17 protein-coding genes are annotated in these 20,196 nt (G+C 32.8%); 9 read left to right on the top strand and 8 right to left on the bottom strand.

The window, feature by feature from the left end:
* The first annotated feature begins 76 nt into the window (after window positions 1-76).
* From ACZ451_RS07020 to ACZ451_RS07000, 5 genes are all read left to right on the top strand, one after another.
* Window positions 77-991: a 3-keto-disaccharide hydrolase gene (locus ACZ451_RS07020; protein WP_464216403.1), complete on the top strand. Its 915-nt coding sequence runs from the start codon at window positions 77-79 to the stop codon at window positions 989-991.
* Window positions 992-1,103: 112 nt separating this feature from the next.
* Window positions 1,104-2,858: an aspartate--tRNA ligase gene (gene aspS, locus ACZ451_RS07015; RefSeq protein ID WP_464216402.1), complete on the top strand. Its 1,755-nt coding sequence runs from the start codon at window positions 1,104-1,106 to the stop codon at window positions 2,856-2,858.
* Between the two features lie 150 nt (window positions 2,859-3,008).
* A complete protein-coding gene (locus ACZ451_RS07010; RefSeq protein ID WP_464216907.1) occupies window positions 3,009-4,718 on the top strand; it encodes a chloride channel protein in 1,710 nt (569 codons plus the stop codon).
* A gap of 15 nt (window positions 4,719-4,733) precedes the next feature.
* Window positions 4,734-4,994 carry a hypothetical protein gene (locus tag ACZ451_RS07005; RefSeq protein ID WP_464216401.1) on the top strand — a complete coding sequence of 87 codons (261 nt, stop codon included), beginning with the start codon at window positions 4,734-4,736 and terminating at the stop codon, window positions 4,992-4,994.
* Between the two features lie 90 nt (window positions 4,995-5,084).
* Window positions 5,085-5,279 carry a cold-shock protein gene (locus ACZ451_RS07000; RefSeq protein ID WP_464216400.1) on the top strand — a complete coding sequence of 65 codons (195 nt, stop codon included), beginning with the start codon at window positions 5,085-5,087 and terminating at the stop codon, window positions 5,277-5,279.
* A gap of 53 nt (window positions 5,280-5,332) precedes the next feature.
* Here ACZ451_RS07000 and ACZ451_RS06995 read toward each other — a convergent pair whose 3' ends face one another.
* From ACZ451_RS06995 to ACZ451_RS06985, 3 genes are all read right to left on the bottom strand, one after another.
* Window positions 5,333-5,782 carry a nucleoside deaminase gene (locus ACZ451_RS06995; RefSeq protein ID WP_464216399.1) on the bottom strand — a complete coding sequence of 150 codons (450 nt, stop codon included), beginning with the start codon at window positions 5,780-5,782 and terminating at the stop codon, window positions 5,333-5,335.
* 102 nt (window positions 5,783-5,884) lie between these two features.
* Window positions 5,885-6,901, bottom strand: coding sequence for a hypothetical protein (locus tag ACZ451_RS06990; RefSeq protein WP_464216398.1), 1,017 nt, complete (start codon window positions 6,899-6,901; stop codon window positions 5,885-5,887).
* Window positions 6,902-7,117: 216 nt separating this feature from the next.
* On the bottom strand, window positions 7,118-8,242 hold the full coding sequence (locus ACZ451_RS06985; protein ID WP_464216397.1) for a hypothetical protein: 1,125 nt from the start codon (window positions 8,240-8,242) through the stop codon (window positions 7,118-7,120).
* Between the two features lie 144 nt (window positions 8,243-8,386).
* Between ACZ451_RS06985 and dxs the strand changes: the two genes are divergently transcribed.
* A complete protein-coding gene (dxs, locus tag ACZ451_RS06980; protein ID WP_464216396.1) occupies window positions 8,387-10,168 on the top strand; it encodes a 1-deoxy-D-xylulose-5-phosphate synthase in 1,782 nt (593 codons plus the stop codon).
* Between the two features lie 40 nt (window positions 10,169-10,208).
* The gene (locus ACZ451_RS06975) at window positions 10,209-11,270 is read left to right on the top strand and encodes a DUF3078 domain-containing protein (protein WP_464216395.1); all 1,062 of its coding nucleotides are present in this window, start codon (window positions 10,209-10,211) and stop codon (window positions 11,268-11,270) included.
* Here the strand turns inward: ACZ451_RS06975 and dgt are convergent.
* Together dgt and ACZ451_RS06965 are read right to left on the bottom strand one after the other, a co-directional pair.
* Window positions 11,267-12,610: a dGTP triphosphohydrolase gene (dgt, locus tag ACZ451_RS06970; RefSeq protein ID WP_464216394.1), complete on the bottom strand. Its 1,344-nt coding sequence runs from the start codon at window positions 12,608-12,610 to the stop codon at window positions 11,267-11,269. The genes ACZ451_RS06975 and dgt overlap by 4 nt on opposite strands.
* A gap of 276 nt (window positions 12,611-12,886) precedes the next feature.
* Entirely contained in the window at window positions 12,887-13,597 is a 711-nt protein-coding gene (locus ACZ451_RS06965) for an XRE family transcriptional regulator (RefSeq protein ID WP_464216393.1), read from the bottom strand.
* 193 nt (window positions 13,598-13,790) lie between these two features.
* Between ACZ451_RS06965 and ACZ451_RS06960 the strand changes: the two genes are divergently transcribed.
* Window positions 13,791-14,072 carry a hypothetical protein gene (locus ACZ451_RS06960; RefSeq protein WP_464216392.1) on the top strand — a complete coding sequence of 94 codons (282 nt, stop codon included), beginning with the start codon at window positions 13,791-13,793 and terminating at the stop codon, window positions 14,070-14,072.
* On the opposite strand, the gene ACZ451_RS06955 is transcribed toward ACZ451_RS06960, so the two are convergent.
* From ACZ451_RS06955 to ACZ451_RS06945, 3 genes are all read right to left on the bottom strand, one after another.
* Complete coding sequence (locus ACZ451_RS06955) at window positions 14,069-15,604, bottom strand: sulfatase family protein (RefSeq protein WP_464216391.1); 1,536 nt, start codon at window positions 15,602-15,604, stop codon at window positions 14,069-14,071. The genes ACZ451_RS06960 and ACZ451_RS06955 overlap by 4 nt on opposite strands.
* 182 nt (window positions 15,605-15,786) lie before the next feature.
* Window positions 15,787-16,626, bottom strand: a complete 840-nt coding sequence (locus tag ACZ451_RS06950) for a DMT family transporter (protein WP_464216390.1) — start codon at window positions 16,624-16,626, stop codon at window positions 15,787-15,789.
* Window positions 16,627-16,716: 90 nt separating this feature from the next.
* Window positions 16,717-19,203: a zinc-dependent metalloprotease gene (locus ACZ451_RS06945; protein WP_464216389.1), complete on the bottom strand. Its 2,487-nt coding sequence runs from the start codon at window positions 19,201-19,203 to the stop codon at window positions 16,717-16,719.
* 257 nt (window positions 19,204-19,460) lie between these two features.
* Between ACZ451_RS06945 and ACZ451_RS06940 the strand changes: the two genes are divergently transcribed.
* Window positions 19,461-20,162, top strand: coding sequence for a hypothetical protein (locus ACZ451_RS06940; RefSeq protein ID WP_464216388.1), 702 nt, complete (start codon window positions 19,461-19,463; stop codon window positions 20,160-20,162).
* Window positions 20,163-20,196: the final 34 nt, after the last annotated feature.

The following is a 20,196-nucleotide window of genomic DNA, read 5'->3' as shown; positions in this document are numbered from 1 at the left end:
AGGATTTTAAATTACTGATTATCAATTATTTAAATAAATAAAAATTATTAATATTAGCAACCAAAACAATTTATTTATGCGTTATTTTTTAACTTTTATCATACTAACACTACTTATTGCTTGTAAAGAAAAAAAACCAAATATGTATAAAACTAATGCACCTGTATGGGAGCAATTAGTTGATAAAGACCTAAGCAAATGGGATATTTTTATGGGAATCCCTCATAAAAGCTCTCATATTTCTGGTTATGAAACTGTAGAAGACGTCCGTTTTAACCATGAACCCCTTGGCTTAAATAAGGATCCAAAACATGTTTTTTCTGTTATTGAGGAAGAAGGAGAACAAGTGATAAAAATAACAGGTGAAATTTTTGCGGGTTTAGTAACCAAAAAGCCGTACAAAAACTACCATTTAAAAACACAATTTAAGTGGGGAGATAAAAAATGGGAACCTCGTTTACATCAGAAACGCAATAGCGGAATCTTATACCATAGTAAAGGTGATCATACCGATTTTTGGAATGTTTGGATGACTAGCTTAGAGTTTGAAGTACAAGAAACAGACTGTGCTGATTTTATCACTATTAGCGAAACTAGTGTAAGAGCAAAATGCCCTGCTACAAAAAGAGAAGATGGAAAGTATTATTTTGATGAAAAGGCTTCTCTAAAAGATTTTGCCTGGCGTAAGAATGATATTTTTGAGACTGGTCGATGTTGGAAAAACAATATCCCAAAAGATCCAGAATTTGCACATGGAGAATGGAATACTTTAGAGTTAATTTGTTTTGAAGATACCGCCATCCATATTGTAAACGGCGTGGTGGCAATGACAGTTCATGAACCTCAATTTTTAGACGAAACCAATACATGGATTCCTATGATAGAAGGTAAAATACAGTTACAGTCTGAAGCAGCAGAAATTTATTATAAAAATATTGAAATAAAAACATTAGAAAAAATGGATCCTAAATACGTAAAATACATCCGTTAATATAAATGCTCCTCTTCAATAAAGGAAAATAGAATCTTTTCCTAGAGTATATTCACAATGTATCATGGTATTATCTTGATACTTCTTACTTTTGCATTTCAAATTTTACAAAATGTATAGAAGTCATACAAACGGGGAATTAACATTAGCGCAACAAAATAAAGAAGTTACCCTTTCTGGTTGGGTACAAGGGGTTAGAGATAAGGGGTTTATGGTATATATAGATCTAAGAGATCGTTATGGTATTACCCAACTTTATTTTGATGAAGAACAAACTTCTAAAGCACTTTTAGAACAAGCGCAAAAGCTTGGACGTGAGTTTGTAATACAAGTTACGGGTACTGTTATTGAACGTGCTTCTAAAAACCCAAATATCCCAACTGGTGATATAGAAGTATTAGTCTCTAAACTAACAGTATTAAATGAAGCCCTAACACCTCCTTTTACGATTGAAGATGCTACAGATGGTGGGGAAGATATCCGTATGAAATATCGTTATTTAGACATCCGTAGAAACCCTGTAAAAAACAGTCTTATTTTTAGACACAAAGTAGCTATGGAGGTTCGTAAATACCTTTCAGATGCGGATTTTATAGAAGTAGAAACGCCTTATTTAATAAAATCTACTCCAGAAGGGGCTCGAGATTTTGTGGTGCCAAGTAGAATGAACGAAGGAGAATTTTATGCCTTACCACAATCGCCACAAACATTTAAGCAGCTTTTAATGGTTGGCGGAATGGATAAATATTTCCAAATTGTAAAATGTTTTAGAGATGAGGATTTACGTGCCGATCGTCAGCCCGAATTTACGCAGATAGATTGTGAAATGGCATTTGTAGAACAAGAAGACATCTTAAACATTTTTGAAGGGCTTACACGTCATTTATTAAAAGAAGTAAACGGAGTTGAAGTAGGCGATTTCCCCAGAATGCTATATGATGATGCCATGCGCAAGTACGGTAATGATAAGCCAGACATTCGTTTTGGAATGGAGTTTGGCGAATTAAACGCAGTTGCACAACATAAAGACTTTGGTGTTTTTAACAATGCAGAATTAGTAGTTGGTATTGCGGTACCTGGAGGGAACAGTTATACCCGAAAAGAAATAGATAAATTAATCGATTGGGTAAAACGCCCACAAATTGGTGCCTTAGGCATGGTATATTCTAGATATAATGATGATGGCTCGTTTAAATCTTCTGTAGATAAATTTTACGATCAGGAAGATTTAGCAAAATGGGCAGAAGTTACAGGTGCTCAAAAAGGGGATATCATTTTTGTGCTTTCTGGAGATACAAATAAGGTAAGAGCGCAGCTTAGTGCGTTACGTATGGAACTGGCAGAACGTTTAGGCTTGCGTAAAGCAGATGAATTTGCGCCATTATGGGTCATTGATTTTCCATTATTAGAATTGGATGAAGAAACAGGGCATTACCATGCCATGCATCATCCATTTACCTCGCCAAAACCAGGACAATTAGCCTTATTAGATACCGATCCTGGAGCAGTAAAAGCCAATGCTTATGATTTGGTTTTAAACGGAAACGAAATAGGTGGCGGCTCTATTAGAATTCATGATAAAGAAACGCAGGCAACCATGTTTAAACATTTAGGCTTTTCTGAAGAAGAAGCAAAAGCACAATTTGGTTTTTTAATGGATGCTTTTCAATATGGTGCGCCACCACATGGCGGCTTAGCTTTTGGTTTAGACCGTTTGGTAGCTATTTTAGGCGGACAAGAAACCATACGAGATTTTATTGCTTTTCCTAAAAATAATAGTGGTAGAGATGTGATGATAGATGCTCCTGCTCCTATTGATGAGGAGCAATTAAAGGAACTAAGCTTAAAAGTAACCATACAAGCTTAAAAAAATCCCGCATTACATTAGCATAAAATGTTTTGCGGGATTTTTAGTTATATTTAGTATCATAAACAAATTAAGGTGCCAAATAACAAGAATACCATTCTAACCAAATTCTTAAAGTGGCGGTATAAAAATATAGCGAACAAAACTTATATGCATTTAATGAGTGTAGTGGTAGGTTTGTTAGCAGGTTTAGCGGCAGTAACCTTAAAAAACATCACTTATTTTATTGAAGCATTAGCCGATAAAGGGATATTCTTTTTAAATAATAGCTTGTACTTTATATTGCCCATACTCGGCCTTACCCTTGTGTATCTGTATGTAAAATATATTTATAAAGAGAAACTACAGCATGCTGTTTCTTCTATTCTTTTTTCACTTTCTAAAAAGAAAGGGCATATTGCTCAAAAACAGATCTATTCGCAATTAATTATGGCGCCATTAACTGTAGGTTTTGGGGGTTCTGTAGGCTTACTTGGCCCAGCAATAGCCTCTGGTGCTGCTATAAGCTCTAATATTAGCAAAGTATTTCATATGAATCAGAAAACACGTTCTTTATTAATTGCGTGTGCTTCTGCTGGAGCAATAGCTTCCATATTTCAATCGCCCATCGCAGCCATTATTTTTGCTGTAGAAGTGTTTAGTTTAGATTTAACGATGCTTTCTATGCTACCCCTTTTATTGGCATCTATATCTGGTGTGCTCACCTCCTATTTCTTTTTAGGAAACGAAGTGCTTTTTAAATTTACAATAACAGATACTTTTGAAGTAAAAGATACTTTATTTTACATTTTACTTGGCGTAAGTACCGCTTTTGCTTCTATCTATTTTACTAAAATGTATTTTAAAATTATGGGGCTTTTTAAACCTTTAAAAAGTCCAAAATATAAACTTTTAGTAGGCGGTTTGCTTATTGGTGTAATGCTTTATCTAATACCACCTTTATATGGTGAAGGTTTTGGCTACATTAATAACCTTCTAGACGGTAACCATATAAGAGCTTTAGGAAAAACGCCTTTTGATAGTTATACCTCTAACATTTGGGTAGTTATTGCGCTTCTTTTTGGGATTACTATTTTTAAAGCTGTTGCCATGACAACGACTTTAGCTGCTGGTGGTGCAGGCGGAACTTTTATACCTACTATGGTAATGGGTAGCACATTAGGAAATGTAGTTGCAAAAATTATAAACAACGCTGGATTAGGTTTCACGGTGTCTGAAAGTAACTTTACGCTTATTGGTATGGCTGGGCTTATTGCGGGTGTACTCCATGCCCCATTAACCGCTATATTTTTAATAGCAGAAATTACGGGTGGTTATGTCCTTTTTGTACCCTTAATGATTACCGCTTCCATCTCCTATCTTATGACTAAAAACGCAATAGATTATACCATTTATACAAGAGAATTAGCCGAAAGCGGAGCATTACTAACACACAACAAAGACCAAACCGTATTAACTTTAATGCAGCTTGATGATGTTATTGAGCAAAATTTTAAAGCTATTAGGCCAGAAATGACGCTTGGAGATATGCTTCATGAAGCAGTAGCGAAGTCTACCAGAAATATATTTCCTGTAATCAATGAAGACGAAGCTTTGGTTGGCATTCTATTGCTAGATGATATTAGGGAATTTATGTTTGATACAAAGCTCTATAAAACGATGCTCATAGAACATATCATGCATGCCGCTCCGGAACATATTTTTTATGAAAAAGATACAATGCAACAGGTGATGGAAAAGTTTCAGAATAGCGGCGCTTGGAATTTGCCTGTAATTAAAGAAGGAAAATATTTTGGTTTTGTTTCAAAATCTAAATTGCTAACTGCATATCGTAGAAAGTTAATTAATTTTACTGCGTAAATACATTATCAACACATGAAATTAAAACATTTTATAGCGCTTATTCTTTTTGCTTCAGTTGGAGCAATAATTTATGGTTTTAGTATTAAAGCAGCTCATGAAACTATAGCACATAAATATATTGGAGCGGGTACTGCGGGTATTTTTTTATTGGCTATGCCTTTATTTTTGTTTAAAGAATCTAAAAAAGGGAAGAATGTAAAAGACTATATGCTTACCGAAGAAAATATTAGAAAAATGCAAGGAAAAGAACCTAAAAAGACTGACAGTCAGTAGTCTAATCTATTTTTTTAAGTCATATTTTACTTATAATTAGTAAAAAATGATACATTTGTAGTACACTATTTATTATTAACTTTTATTCAAATGACTGGAACAGTAAAATTTTTCAATGAATCTAAAGGATATGGATTCATTACTAACGACGACACAGGTAAAGACATTTTTGTACACGCAACTTCTTTAAACGGAACAGAATTAAAAGAAGGAGACAAAGTAGAATATGCCGAAGAAGAAGGACGCAAAGGTATAGTTGCTGCCCAAGTACAAGTAATAGGATAGAAACCCCTTTTACACTAAAAACTAAAAAACCCTAACTGACCCAGTTAGGGTTTTTAATTTAAATTTCTTTTCTGAATAAAGAATCGTTTTAAAATTTCTGAACTTTCTTTTTCTAAAATACCACCTACAACTACAGTTTTTGGATGTAAGGTAGTTCCCATAACCCCACAACCCCTTTCCGTGTCTTTAGCGCCATATACAATTTTAGTAATCTGGCTCCAATACAAAGCCCCTGCACACATTTGGCAAGGTTCTAAAGTTACATATAAGGTGCAATCTTTTAAATATTTACCTCCTAAAAAATTAGCTGCCGCAGTAATGGCTTGCATTTCTGCATGCGCCGTTACATCATTTAATAGTTCGGTTAAATTATGGGCTCTAGCAATAATCCTATTTTGTACCACTATAATTGCTCCTACAGGTACTTCTCCTTTTTCAAAAGCAGCCTGTGCCTCTTCCAGAGCTTTTTTCATAAAATAAGTATCATCGTAAGGCTGTAACATATTAAGAAAATTTGGCTACAATACTACGGAATAATATAGTGGAGCACAAAAAACCCTCAATCAAAAAAAAAATTAAGGGCGGGAAACTTTTTAGGCATTATATTATTTTTTATAGTAATACCTATTTGTATCATTTGAGTTGTTATTATCTTTAATAATAAGTTCATTGGCCACAACTTCGGTTAAACCATCAAGAACTAATTTTGCTTTACCTTTTTCAACATTAACTGCGGTAACCACCCCATTTTTATCTTCTGTATATTTATATTCTACCAATGCTAAACGATTCTCGGCATCAATATAAGCCCAATTTCCTTGACTTTGATATCTATAATTAAGTTCTTTATTTACGGATTCACAAGTCTCATATACCGTATTATAATTAAACCCAGTATTTGTTTCTTTAAAATCAAGAGAAAAAGTTCCATCTGCTTTAATTTCTAAAATCCCATATTCTTTTGTAAAACATGCATCAAAACTAACTAAAGCATCATTCATACAATTAATATTAAATTCATTACAATTGGGTTGACCTGTAATTGTAGTTATGGTTTCTCCTCCGTAAATATTTTCTTCTTTTACAAAATTCCATTTTGCAACAACTTTACTATTTCCGCCCCAGCTTTCTACTATAAGGCACTTTTCCTGTGGAGTACTACTATTTCCCGCTGCATCATATGCAGAAATTAAATAACAAAAAGTACCTGGCACCATTGTAATATCAAAATCAACATCAATATGGATATCTTCTTTTTTATTTGATTGGTTAACCTTAATGTCATAAAAACTATTTGCTAGATTACCATTGTTAGATTTAAATTGAATATAAACCCCTTGTATTTTAGTATCGGAATTTAAAGAAACGAAGAAACCTTCATTCAAAAAGGCATTCGTACTAGCCTCTGTAATATCTATATATATGGCTCCATTAGCCTTTGGCAGTTTTCCTGTTTCTTTAAAAGCGCTTTTGATTATTACATTATCGGTAATTTCATCAATTTCAATAGGTCTTGATTCTAGTATTCTTGCTTTTTTTTGGGAAGATAATTCTGCGTCTTCAGAAAATGGTTTTGCAATTAATAAAGCAGCTATTGCAGCAGTTTTTAAAATAATTTTCATTTTGAGTTGCGTTATTCTTTGATACTATAAAACTAGAGAAATCACCTATTTAAATGATAAAAATGTTGTGAAACCATGAAATAGCAACATGAAATATACATCTTAACATTTTAAAGCATTGATACGCTATAACAATATAAATTCTCATTTTAAAGCACAAAAAAACCCTCAACCATTTTTGATTGAGGGTCTGATTTATTTGGCAAAGTCTAAATACTACTTTTCAAACGTAATCATTTGCCCATAAGAGTACAGCATTAAACTATTATCAACTAATTTAATTTCTTCACCATCATCTCCACCATAAACAATATATCCATCTCCTAATTCTGCTGTATCTGTGCTAACTTCGTCATTATAAATTTCCTCGCTTCTATATTCAACAAAAATAATACGATCTTCGTCTTGCAAGTATGCCCATCTTCCAGAATTATCATAAGTAAGAATATCTTCTGTATCTGAAGTCCCTACACAAGAAAAATCTAGATTAAGAATTTCTGTAAGCTCAGGTGAAAGAGTACCTAAAAGTTTTTCTCTAAAAATTACTTTTTCTCTTAAAGTATATGTTCCATCTGCTTTAATACTAATATCATAATATTCTTGAAGTAGACAATCTTGACCAGAGATACTTTCTCTGTAATTAATTTCAGAGCAGAATACAGAGATTTGTTGATCAATACAATTTTCAATATTTGGAAGATAAATCCTATCTAGCTGCCCATCTCTATACCAGCTTTGAAATTTCCATTCACCAACCAAACTACTATTTCCGCCCCAGCTTTCTACTGTTACGCAATTTTCAACAGGAGCACTAATATTACCTTCAGCATCATACACACAAATTACATAACAGAATGTACCTGGTTCTATTGCATTACCAAAGTCTATATCTACATTAGCATCAGCATCTTCATTTACTTTTTGATTTTTTAGAAAATGTTTTTTAGAAGAAATTTCTTTTTTCTCAGTTCGATTTGCATTAAGATCTATATCATAGTAGCTATCTGCTACAGTACCATCATTACTTTTAAACTGAATATAAGCTCCAGTGATATTAGCATTAGAGTTTAGAGAAACCGTAAAACCCTCGTTTAAAAAAGCAGTTGTACCTGCATCTAAAATATCCATATTTATGGCTTCATTTGCAGTTGGCAAATCTCCAGTTTCTTTAGTTCCACCTTGTATAATTACATTATCAGCAACCGTATTTACGGCTAATGGTCTTTCTTCTAAAATTTCGGCTTGTTCATCTAAATCAGAAGATGATCCTCCAGCTTCTTTGGTACAGGAAGACATAATTAATACGGCAGCCAAAGCTGCACTTCTAAAAATAATTCTCATTTGGTTTATGGTTTATATGGTTTGTTATAAATTGAAAGTTCAAATTTAGAAAAAAATTTACATTTCTACGCTCATAATTCTGTAAAAGGCATAAATAACCTTATGAAAGCATGAAAAAGCGTAATTTTGTTTTTTTAATTCAAAGTGCCTAAAAATATTCTAGAACAAATCAATTCTCCTGAAGACCTTCGTAAACAATCAGTTTCCGAATTACCAAAACTTGCGCAAGAATTAAGGGATTTTATTATTGCTATTGTTGCGGTAAAAGAAGGGCATTTGGGTGCTAGCTTAGGAGTGGTTGAACTTACTATTGCTTTGCATTATGCTTTTAATACCCCTCTAGACAACCTAATTTGGGATGTTGGCCATCAAGCTTATGGACATAAAATCTTGACTGGGAGAAAAGAAATTTTTGAAACCAACAGGCAATTAAACGGTATTAGTGGTTTCCCAAAACGCAGTGAAAGCAGCTATGATGACTTTGGTACAGGACATAGCTCTACTTCTATTTCTGCTGTTCTAGGTATGGCTATAGCATCAAAATTAAATGGAGAACACCTAAAACAGCATATCGCTGTAATTGGAGATGCGGCTATAGCAAGTGGAATGGCTTTTGAAGCTTTAAACCATGCAGGAGAAACAGATGCTAATTTACTTGTTATTCTAAACGATAACGCTATAGGAATAGACCCTAGTGTTGGTGCTTTAAAAAAGTACTTAACCAATGTAAAAAAAGGCATTGCTAAAGATGAGAATATTTTTGAGTGTTTAAACTTTAACTATACTGGTCCTATTGATGGCCATAACATACCAGCATTACTAAATGCCTTTGAAAAATTAAAAAAAATTAGTGGTCCAAAGTTTTTGCACATTATAACTACAAAAGGAAAAGGACTTCTAAAGGCAGAAGAAAATCAGGTTACCTATCATGCTCCAGGGAAATTTAATAAAACTACTGGTGAACTCCATAAGAAACCTACTATAGCATTACCTTCTAAATACCAAGATGTTTTTGGGCACACCTTAGTTGAATTAGCAAAAAAAAATAAAAAAATTATAGGGATTACACCAGCCATGCCCACAGGCAGTTCTTTAAAATTTATGATGCAAGAAATTCCTGAAAGAGCTTTTGATGTAGGTATAGCAGAACAACATGCCGTTACTATGGCCGCTGGTATGGCTGCGGCGGGCTTGATCCCTTTTTGCACTATTTATTCTACCTTTTTACAACGTGCTTATGACCAAGTTATCCACGATGTAGCTATTCAGAATTTACCTGTAATATTTTGTTTAGATAGGGCAGGTCTTGTAGGTCAAGATGGGGCAACACACCATGGCGTTTATGATATTGCTTATTTACGTTGCATACCAAACCTCATCATTTTTGCGCCTATGAATGAGAATGAATTACGGAATATAATGTACACTGCACAACTTGGATTAAAACACCCCATTGCAATACGTTACCCAAGAGGAAGAGGTGTATTAAAAAAATGGAAGCTTCCTTTTCAAAAAATACCTATTGGAATAGCTCAAGAAGTTAAAAAAGGTACAAAAATTGCTGTGCTTTCTATCGGTCATATTGGCAATATAGTATCAGAAGTATTACAAGAAATGAATAAACCTTTAGAAATAGGTCATTTTAATATGCGATTTATTAAACCGCTTGACGAAAAGCTACTTCGTAAAGTATTTAATACCTATGAACAGATTATCACTATAGAAGATGGATGTAAAATAGGAGGATTTGCAAGTGCAATACTAGAATTTGCTAATAATATCGCTGCAAATAAATCTATTAAAGTATTTGCTATAGATGATGAATTTATAGAACATGGTACTACTGAAGAACTCCATAAAATTACTAAAATTGATGCTTTTTCATTAAAAACATACTTAAATAATAGTATAAATGCCCTTGAATAGTATTTTAAAAAAAACCACTTTTTTATTTCTAATCGTTTTTATGTGTCAAGTAAAAGCGCAAGACAGTATTCCTGAATTGCCTACCGATTCTCTAAAGCCTATAATAATAGACACTATTATCATTAGAGCCACACAAGATAAAATTAAAAGTATCCCTAGAAGTGTACGCTTAACTAGTCCTAAAATATCTTTTAATAATACAAAGTCACTTACAAAAAGAAAGAAGAATTTTATAGTTCCTTCCTTTTGGTACAAAGAAAATAAATTAGGTGCCACAATGAGTGAGGTAGCTTTTATAAATTGGAATGCTGGTGGAAACAACTCTATCTCTGCCTTAGGAGATGTTAAATTTGTACGAAACTATAAATTCCGTTATGTAAAATGGGAAAATAGTTTAGAAATGCGGTATGGTTTAAATGCCCAGGAAGGCAGAAAACTTCGTAAAACGGATGATGCCTTGCGGATTAGCTCTACTTTTGGTTATAGAAGAGATACCATTAGCAATTGGTACTATTCTGTAAAAGCAAATTTTAACACTCAGTTTTCAGATGGTTTTAAAGACCCTAATAGGATTACTAAAATATCGGACTTTTTAGCACCTGGTTATCTGTTTTTAGGGGCCGGAACATCCTATATCCTTGATGAAAAAAAGTTTAATTTATACATTTCTCCTCTAACACAAAAAGCTACAGTTGTATTAGACCAAGAACTGGCAGATAATGGTGCTTTTGGTGTTCGAAAAGCAGATAGAGATGCGGAAGGTAATATTATTAGAGAAGGAAACAATGTATATATGGAGCTTGGTTTTCTAATTACTAACAAATGGGAAAGTGAGATTGCTAAAAATGTGATCATGAATCAGGAGTTAAGCTTGTATACCGATTATATTGCCAGCTTTGGAAATATTGATATTGATTGGCAGCTTAATTTTAAGCTTGTAGTAAACAAACACATCAATGCAAATATTGGCACGCAGGTTATATATGATGATGATATTCTTTTTGATGAAATAAAAGCAGCCGATGGTACTATTACCCAAAATGGAGAACCAAGAATACAATTTAAACAACTTTTAGGTGTTGGGCTTGCCTATAGTTTTTAGAGTTGCCTTCCCATAATTTTGTTATGAATATGCACTGCAGCACTATCTGAAAGACTTGCAATATAACAGCAGGTATTAAGCAAAATAGTATATAAAGAAACATCTGTTTGCTGATATAATTTTGGTAATGTTTCTACCAATAGCTTATCATAATTTGAAGCTTTATTTTCCTTTTTATGGACCAATGCAGTGGTATATACTTCTAATATATCTGAGATAATTTTATAGCCTGCTATTTCTTTCTCAATTACTTCTTGAGATTGGTATATTTTAGATATACTGATTTGTATAATATCATCAATCTGTGCTTTAAATTTACTTTTATCTAATAAGGCTACTTGAAATTCACCTTTTAAAATAGCATCTTCATTTTCTATAAAAACAGCTATAGCATCAGTAATTAAGGTGTTTATGGCTAAGGCACGGAGGTAGCTTAACCTATCTTCTGTATGTACCATAGCATTATACTTTTTGGTATTGATGCTATCTTTTACTAATTTAATGAGGTATTCTAAAGCAAAATCTTCGGAAATTAAACCAAGATTTATTCCGTCTTCAAAATCTATAATGGTATAACAAATATCATCGGCTGCTTCTACTAAAAAGGTTAATGGATGCCTTGCAAAACTAATATCTTCTCCTTTTCTTGTTTGGATGAGTCCTAGTTCTGCTGCTATTTCTACAAAAGCATTTTTATCTGACTGAAAAAAGCCAAATTTCTTATCTACAATATCTTTTGTTGGTTTTTTAGGAAGCGATTCCTTAGGGTATTTCATAAAAGCACCTAAAGTACTGTAACTTAAGCGTAAACCTCCTTCTACACCTTCTCTAGAAGCTGCTAAAAGTTTAAAGCCATTGGCATTCCCCTCAAAATCTATAATGTCTTGATATTCTTTTTTAGAAAGTATATTTTTATATTTTTTGCCATTCCCACTTTTAAAATATTCGCCTATTGCTTTTTCTCCGCTATGACCAAAAGGTGGGTTTCCTATATCATGTGCTAAAGCTGCGGCAGCAACAATAGCTCCAAAATCGTTAAAATTATACCCATGGACCTCTTTTAGGTAGGGGTGTTTTTCTAATAATTTTTTGCCGGCAATTCTTCCAAGGCTTCTCCCTACTACAGAAACCTCTAAACTATGTGTTAAGCGTGTATGTACAAAGTCTGTATTAGAAAGTGGAATAACTTGTGTTTTATCTTGTAAACTTCTAAATGCTGAAGAAAAAATAACTCGATCATAATCTACTTCAAAACCCAAACGAATCTCGTCTTGCTCTTTTCGTAATCTTTTATGCGTGTCTCCATAACGTTTTAGTGAAAGTAGTTCTTCCCAATTCATAATATATGCATCAAATTTGCAGCTAAGATAGTAGAATTTATAGGTTTTTTAAGCATTCTTTACACGGAAGAATAACGAGTATATTGTGTACCTATATTGCCTCATTACTGGTGTTATAGTATTAATAAAACGTAAACCTTATAGTAAGCTCTAAACCAATTACAAGGGAACAACCCAAGAGTCAAGAATATTCAATCTAGATCCCGCTGAAAAAGCGGGATTAGTTCAACTTACAATCTTGAGTACGTCCTATGGACTACTCAAGATTGCGTTTCACTAATAGATTTCTTTTTTAATAATAGCAAATAACTGACTTATCTCTTCTACTTTTATTTTAAAATCTGAATATTCTGGAGAATTGTTTAAACTATGACATACAATACTGTTTTCTTTCTGGTTATAGTCTAAAATTTGTTTACAAAGTACTTCCTCTTTGTAAATTAATACCCAAAATGAATACTCGTTAAAAATACTTGCTAAATTAGGATCTTCTTTAGCAATAGCTCTTCCTAAAACAATTCCTTTATCTGGAATACTGTTTAGACTACCATCATTCATAGAATTTCCTTTAATTTCAAAAGACAAATAATTTCCACTTGCTACAGTATCAATAACAAAACTCACTCTGGTTTTGTCCTCTAAAAAAGATTTATCTAGATACTTATTGCAGTATGCTATATAATTTTCTGCTGCTACTAAAGGTACTGTCATTAGATATTTCTTAGCACCAATTACCTTAATGGCGTACCCTACTTCTAATAATTGCTTCTGTGTATCGTATATTCCAGAATCTTCATTTACTTCATGCGAGTATAATTCTGAAATGGTTACATCAAAATAGTTCGCAATTTTTGTAAGATTTTTTATTGGAATATTTGCATCTTTCTTCTCGTAAAGCTGTATTGTACGTAAACTCACACCAATAACTTCAGCTAAATCGGTCTGATTTATATTTTTTTTACGCCTCAATTGCTTTAATATGAACATAAAATTGTATTATTGTGTAATAATCTTACATATAATAAAGAATATGCAATATTATTACATTTACCTGTAATTGGTTTACAAACAAATATAGGTAAATGTGCAACTTTTTATACTATTTATAAAGAAATGATGCTTTTAAAGATTTTTTATGGATGCCTTACTATTATAATTATTAATTAAATATTCTCTAAATATGTTCAAAGAAGAAGATTATGGAAAACCACTAGAAAAAGTATTATCAATTACTTTAAGAAGAAATATAACTAAAGATGATTTAGCAAATATCGCTAGCAGAACTGGGATTAGTTTTTCTACTGTAAGAGATGTTGTATACAGAACTAATAGCCTTACAAAATCTAATGCAAAAGCAATAAGTGCGCTTATTAAAGCAGCTTTTGACAACTCTTTAGCAAGGCAATTACAAGCCCAAGGTGACAAACAGTTTTTTAATCGTATGATGGAACGTTATAATTAGTGCTCGCTTTTGTTTTCTATTGCTGTTAAAGCATCATGCATTTCTTGTACTCTATTAGGAAATTTTGCAGCTAAATTATGTTGCTCTTTAGGATCTTCTGCTAGGTTATATAACTGAGGCTGGTTTTGTACACCGTGTTCTATTTTTTTGTCATTCGTAATCCAGTCAAAACTGTTTGTATTTTCTTTTGGCTTAATATATTTCCATTGGTTTTGGCGTAAGCCTAATGTAAAAGATTCTTCTAGTAGATATTCTCTCCCTTTTTGGTCTTCTCCAAGCAAGCTAGTGATATGGTTTTCACTATCCAGTACTTCATCAGACACTTTTTCTCCAATTAGTGCTGCAAAAGAACTGTAAAAATCTACTTGACTCATTAATGCTTTTGAAGTGGTTGCTTTTACTTTTCCAGGCCAGTATACTATAGTAGGCACTCTAGTTCCAGATTCATAACTGCTGTATTTTCCACCTCTGTAACCCCCAGAAGGATCGTGACTTCCTAATTTTTCTACTGCTTCATCTAAATAACCATCATTTAATACTGGTCCGTTATCGCTCGTAAAAACAATTAATGTATTTTCTATAATTCCTTGTTTTTTAATCGCTTTTATGATTTCTCCCACCACATAATCAACCTGTAGAATTGCATCACCTCTTGGTCCCATTCCACTTTTTCCTTTAAAATTATCATTGGGTAAACGTGGCACATGAATATCATGAAAGGAGTAGTATAAAAAGAATGGTTCTTCTTTATTTTTTTCAATAAAATCCGATGCTTTTTGGGTTAATACGTATGGGAAGTCTTCATCTACCCACTCTGCGCTTTTACCTCCTTGCATATACCCAATTCTACTTACTCCGTTAACAATACTTTTGTTATGCTGTGCATCAGCAGTATAACGTAACAATTCGGGTTTATCTTCCCCAGATGGTCTATCGCCTTCCAATTTATTTGCATAACTTACTGTAATAGGATCATCTTTAGAAAGTCCTAAAACACTCCCATTCTCCATATAAACAGAGGGTACTCTATCTCCTGTTGATGGTAATAAAAAACTGTAATCAAAGCCTATTTCTTTAGGGCCTGGTTGTACTTTGGTATTCCAATCCACAACACCATCTCCTAAACCTAAATGCCATTTACCTACTACAGCAGTATTGTAGCCACCTTTTTTAAGCATTTTTGGTAATGTTATGGCATTAGGGTCTATCAATAAAGGTGCATCTCCCTTTAATACAGCAGCTTTTTTACGAAAAGCATAATTACCTGTTAGCAATGCATAACGAGATGGGGTACAAGTTGCTGTTGCACTATGTGCATCTGTAAAACGCACTCCGTTGGCTGCTAAATAATCTATGTTTGGGGTTTGTATGCTTTTTGCACCATAGCTGCTTATATCCCCATAGCCTAAGTCATCTACATATAAGAGAATGATATTTGGTTTTGTTTCTTTAGTAGCTACAACTTCTGTTTTAGATTTTTCTTTACAACTAAAGCAAACTAGTAAGAGGGAAAATAGTATAAGATTCTTCATTTAAAAACCATTTAATAAGTACCAAGTAAATAACCTCGGGGCAAGCCGGCGAGGTATTAAAAGGAAAAATTCACATTGATTTGGATGCAAGCATCTAAGCATTTTAAATCTCGATTATCGAGTAAAGTTAATAAAAGGATATGGTGTTTAAAAATACGCCTCAGCATATAGGAATGTGCAAATTAATTTTTTAGTTTTTGCTTGTAAAACATGTTTAATAGTAAGCCCGTAATGATTAATACTATTCCAAAAATACTTAATATTGGATAACTTGTATTTAACCAAATTGTACTAAAAATCATCGTAAAAACAACCTCAACATATTTTATGGGGAGTACTTTATTTGCTTTCCCTATCTGAAAAGCTTTGGTCATAAATAACTGTCCAAAATACCCAAAAACACCAAGACTTAGCAGTAAAAACCATTCGATACCTTTAGGCATTTCCCAATAAAATAGGGCAAGTATACCTCCTAAAATAGTAGCAATCCACATAAAATAATTTACAATTACTACAGGATGGTCTCTTGTCCCAATTTTAGCAATTAAAATATAAACAATACCACTAAAAAAAGCCGAAATTAAAACCAAGGTTAAACCAATAGCGTTTACAGAAGCATCAAAACCTTTAATAAATAATACGCCTACAAAAGCCATAAAAAAGAAAAACCATTGTAGCTTGTATATTTTTTCTTTTAGAAAATAGACCGCTAATATTGCAGCAAATATGGGATATAAATAGCGTAAAGAAACTGCCGTACCTACAGACATATAGGTTATTGCATAGAAAAACAATGTCATTGAAGTTACCCCGGCTAAACCTCTTAAAACTAATAGTTTTTTCTGATTTCCTAGCATCGGAATTTTGTTCCAAAGTAAATAGGTCATGGTAAAAAAAAGTGACCCTAATGACCTAAAAAAAACAATTTGAAAGGGAGAAAAATTCGATAAATACTTAATAAATGTATTCATAATTGTAAAGCTTAATGTGCTTAACAACATGAAATAAATAGCTTTTTTCAACCTTTATATTTTAGTGTATTGAGCAAAGGTAAACAAGTGCTAATAATTTACTTGACCATCTTGATTTAAATCCTCTTAATATTTCTAAGCTTATTTAGGATCTAACACCGTCTCAATTCTAGCAATACAATCTTCGTAATGGTAACGTGTTACCGTATTAACTCCAGCATTTTTTGCTGAAGTTAGCCTTGCCTTAAGTGTTTTTAGCTCTCCACGAACTAAAGAACGTACATCTGAGGTATTTACATTATACCTAAACGCTCCTTCAAAACCAGGTCTGTTAAATCTACTTCTAGGCGCTTCCTCAGTCATTAAATATACCATTCTATCGATATAAGAACGTTGTAAATTTCTTCTATATAAATCTACACTTTTAGCTTGCAAAGTTTCTTTAAAAAACCCATTTCTAAGATCTCTAAGCATTTCTAATGCACTGTAATAATCTGTATTGATTGTTTCTGCATCAATTAAACGCCCTAAACGATCAAAACTCAGTAAGTTATTTAAATGCCGTGTTTGCAGTCTTCTTACTTTCTCAAAATAACCTGCATGGTCTATATTTTGAAGAATATTTTTATCGATAAGCCAATTAGGCGTTTCAAAAATATTTTTGTGCAACCATTTTACTGAGGTTCGTTGTGTGCCTTTAGCTACATGCGTATACACTACTCCATCTTGATCTGGATTTTTTATATTTTCAAAAACACCACCAACATTAGTCACTACATGACCTATATATCTGCTATATACTCCTAATAATTCTCCATATAACTCTTCTAAATCTGCATAATTATTGGTTTGATCAGAAGTCCATGTAGGTAAATTTTTAGCTACATATTTTAGGTTTTTTAAGCCATAGTCACTTGCTAGCATAGGATCATCACCTATACATTCTGTTTGCGATTGCGGATCAAAACGGCTAGACTGTCTTCCAAACTTATAGCGGGCATCGCCACTTTTAGCTGTGATCCATGCATTTAAGGTTTCTTTTTCTGCTACAGGAGTGTTTACATTAGGGATTACACGATATCCCCAGTTTACAGCATAATGATCATAGGGACCCATTTGGCGAATAAATCTAATATTTTTATCTCCAGGCTGTGCAATATAATTGTACCGCGCATAGTCCATAAGGCTTGATGCTATTCCGTTTTTTTGCGTAAAATCTCCGTCTCTGTATGATGCCACAGGATATGAGAAGCTTGCTGCCATATTATGCGGAAAACCAAGTGCATGCCCCACTTCATGTGCTATAACCATACGCATCATTTCCCCTATTTCTTCATCAGGAGTATTCAAGGTTCTTGCTAATGGATTTGCGGCTCCTGTTTCTAATAAATATCTGTTTCGATAACTCCGTAAGTGGTTATGATACCAAATAATATCACTCTCAATAATCTCACCACTTCTAGGATCAGATACACTAGGGCCAACCGCATTACGGGTAGTACTTGCTACATAACGTACTACAGAATATCTAATATCTTCTGGACTAAAGTCTGGATCTTCTTCTTTAGTAGGGGTATCTTTAGCTAGTATGGCATTTTTAAAACCAGCGGTTTCAAAAGGCTTTTGCCAGTCTTCTATTCCTTGCTTTATGTATTTTTTTAAACTCTCTGGAGTACCTGGATCTAAATAATAGACGATTGGTTTTACAGGTTCTACCAATTCACCACGCGCATAAGCCTCGGGGTCTTTGGGTTCTAAACGCCATCTGCGGATATATGTTTTCTGATCTGCTTTTAATTCATCACTACCATAATCATACTGGTTCACCGTAAAAAAACCTACTCGAGGATCGTACAAGCGCGGTTGCATGGCCTGTTCTGGCAGTAAAATCATAGACTGATTCATTTGTAAGCTAATAGATTCTGTACGAGCTTGCGAAGGTGGGCTTGATGCTACGTAGGTAAAATCTTGTTTTACTTCTATATTTTCTGGAAAACTTTTAATGCTATTAATAAAACTACGACTGGCATCTAAACGTTTTACTTTATACTCTCTTCTAAAGCGAGATGGTAAACCACTAATGGCGGGAACATCTGTACTAAAAAATTTTGTTGTGTTAATTACCACTGCGGTAGAATCTAAATTAAAAGCTTTGATATCAAAAGCATATAGTGTTGGCTCATAATTGTTTACCCTAACCGAATTATGAATCGCCTTTGTACTATCAGCCACACTTGAATATGATTTTACTTTTAGTAAAATTTTATCCTGAAAACGTTGCCAAACTACAACTTGCTCATTCGTTTTTGACCCTGCATTTACATAACCGCCTCCTAATCCGTTTGGGATTTGGGCTATTCTACTCACCCAAAGCATGTCTTTTTGTAAAACGGAAAATGGAATTTCATAAAAGTAATCTTCTTTAACCTTATGAACGCTAAAAAGGCCCTCATCTGTAACAGCATCTTTAGTAATTACAGCCGTATATTTTTTTATGCCATTTTTTGGTTTTGCTTTAACAGCTGGTGTATTTGCTGCTTTTACTTTTTTTGATTTCTTTCTTTGAGCATTGCTACTATTTGCAGAAAATAAAGCTATTAAAATACAGAAGGTTAGTAGTTTTTTCATGAGTCGTTTTTAGAGTGCTAAAAATAGGAATATAAGCCCCTAAAATCTTTAATTTAAATTAATATTAACATTTAGAATTAATCAAATTAATATAGTTATAGTTACTCATATGATTCTAGTAAAATTACAAGTATTAAAATCTATGGAACGAATAAGCTCTTTGTGGAGCTAAAAGATTATTATCTTAGTGCAACCATAATGGGATAAAGTTATTATTAGTTTTATCCAATCGTTTTGAAATTTTTAAAAACATCCTTATGAAGATGAGTACCTTTTTTATTTTATCCAGTATTCTTTTTGCTTCATGTAATAATAATTCTGATGTATTTAGTATAACTACGAAAGATCTGTATTTAAATGAACTAAAGGGAAACGTAAAAGAATGTGAAATTTATGAAATTCACTATAATAATGGAAATGTGTCAACGATTTCCGAAGTAATATCATTCAATGAAAAAGGTAATTTAATTAGTAGAATTAGAAAATCGTCTTCTGAATCATCAAAATATAATTATCAAAACCATTATTTCAATAAACTAAGGGATTCAACTTTGGTATCTAACTCTAAGAATAGAATAATTCAGAAATATAAATACTCATACGATATTGATAAAAAACTAGAATCAATAATAAATATAGACTACAAAAATCAGTATACAGATTCAATAAAAGTCAAGTATTTTGATAATTCAATCTCGTTAATATCACCACGAATTAATAAAGAAATGACATTTGACAATGAATCTAGTATGATTAAGGTTGAAAACAAATTCAATAATCAATCTATTTCTTTAACATATTCTGAAGGTAAATCTAAATCCGAAAGAGTAACAAATGGATTTAAAGAAATTAGCTCATATACCTATGATGAAAATGGAAACTGGGTTAAAAAAGAAACTAAGTTTAATGTTAAAACTGATAATAAGATCGAATACAAAAGAAAAATACGGTACTACTAAAAAACTATTTTTATAACAAAAACTATAAAAATAC

Source organism: Allocellulophaga tsushimaensis (genome assembly GCF_055383085.1).
This window is presented reverse-complemented; position numbering and strand designations above follow the sequence as displayed.

Bases quoted from the DNA above. Each gene is read 5' to 3' on its own strand.
- ACZ451_RS07005 (WP_464216401.1), top strand. From the start codon at position 4,734: ATGAAATTAAAACATTTTATAGCGCTTATTCTTTTTGCTTCAGTTGGA.
- ACZ451_RS07010 (WP_464216907.1), top strand. From the start codon at position 3,009: ATGCATTTAATGAGTGTAGTGGTAGGTTTGTTAGCAGGTTTAGCGGCA.
- ACZ451_RS06960 (WP_464216392.1), top strand. From the start codon at position 13,791: ATGTTCAAAGAAGAAGATTATGGAAAACCACTAGAAAAAGTATTATCA.
- ACZ451_RS07000 (WP_464216400.1), top strand. From the start codon at position 5,085: ATGACTGGAACAGTAAAATTTTTCAATGAATCTAAAGGATATGGATTC.
- ACZ451_RS06945 (WP_464216389.1), bottom strand. From the start codon at position 19,203: ATGAAAAAACTACTAACCTTCTGTATTTTAATAGCTTTATTTTCTGCA.
- ACZ451_RS07020 (WP_464216403.1), top strand. From the start codon at position 77: ATGCGTTATTTTTTAACTTTTATCATACTAACACTACTTATTGCTTGT.
- ACZ451_RS06965 (WP_464216393.1), bottom strand. From the start codon at position 13,597: ATGTTCATATTAAAGCAATTGAGGCGTAAAAAAAATATAAATCAGACC.
- ACZ451_RS06995 (WP_464216399.1), bottom strand. From the start codon at position 5,782: ATGTTACAGCCTTACGATGATACTTATTTTATGAAAAAAGCTCTGGAA.
- ACZ451_RS06975 (WP_464216395.1), top strand. From the start codon at position 10,209: ATGTGTCAAGTAAAAGCGCAAGACAGTATTCCTGAATTGCCTACCGAT.
- ACZ451_RS06940 (WP_464216388.1), top strand. From the start codon at position 19,461: ATGAAGATGAGTACCTTTTTTATTTTATCCAGTATTCTTTTTGCTTCA.
- ACZ451_RS06990 (WP_464216398.1), bottom strand. From the start codon at position 6,901: ATGAAAATTATTTTAAAAACTGCTGCAATAGCTGCTTTATTAATTGCA.
- ACZ451_RS06985 (WP_464216397.1), bottom strand. From the start codon at position 8,242: ATGAGAATTATTTTTAGAAGTGCAGCTTTGGCTGCCGTATTAATTATG.
- ACZ451_RS06955 (WP_464216391.1), bottom strand. From the start codon at position 15,604: ATGAAGAATCTTATACTATTTTCCCTCTTACTAGTTTGCTTTAGTTGT.
- aspS (WP_464216402.1), top strand. From the start codon at position 1,104: ATGTATAGAAGTCATACAAACGGGGAATTAACATTAGCGCAACAAAAT.
- dgt (WP_464216394.1), bottom strand. From the start codon at position 12,610: ATGAATTGGGAAGAACTACTTTCACTAAAACGTTATGGAGACACGCAT.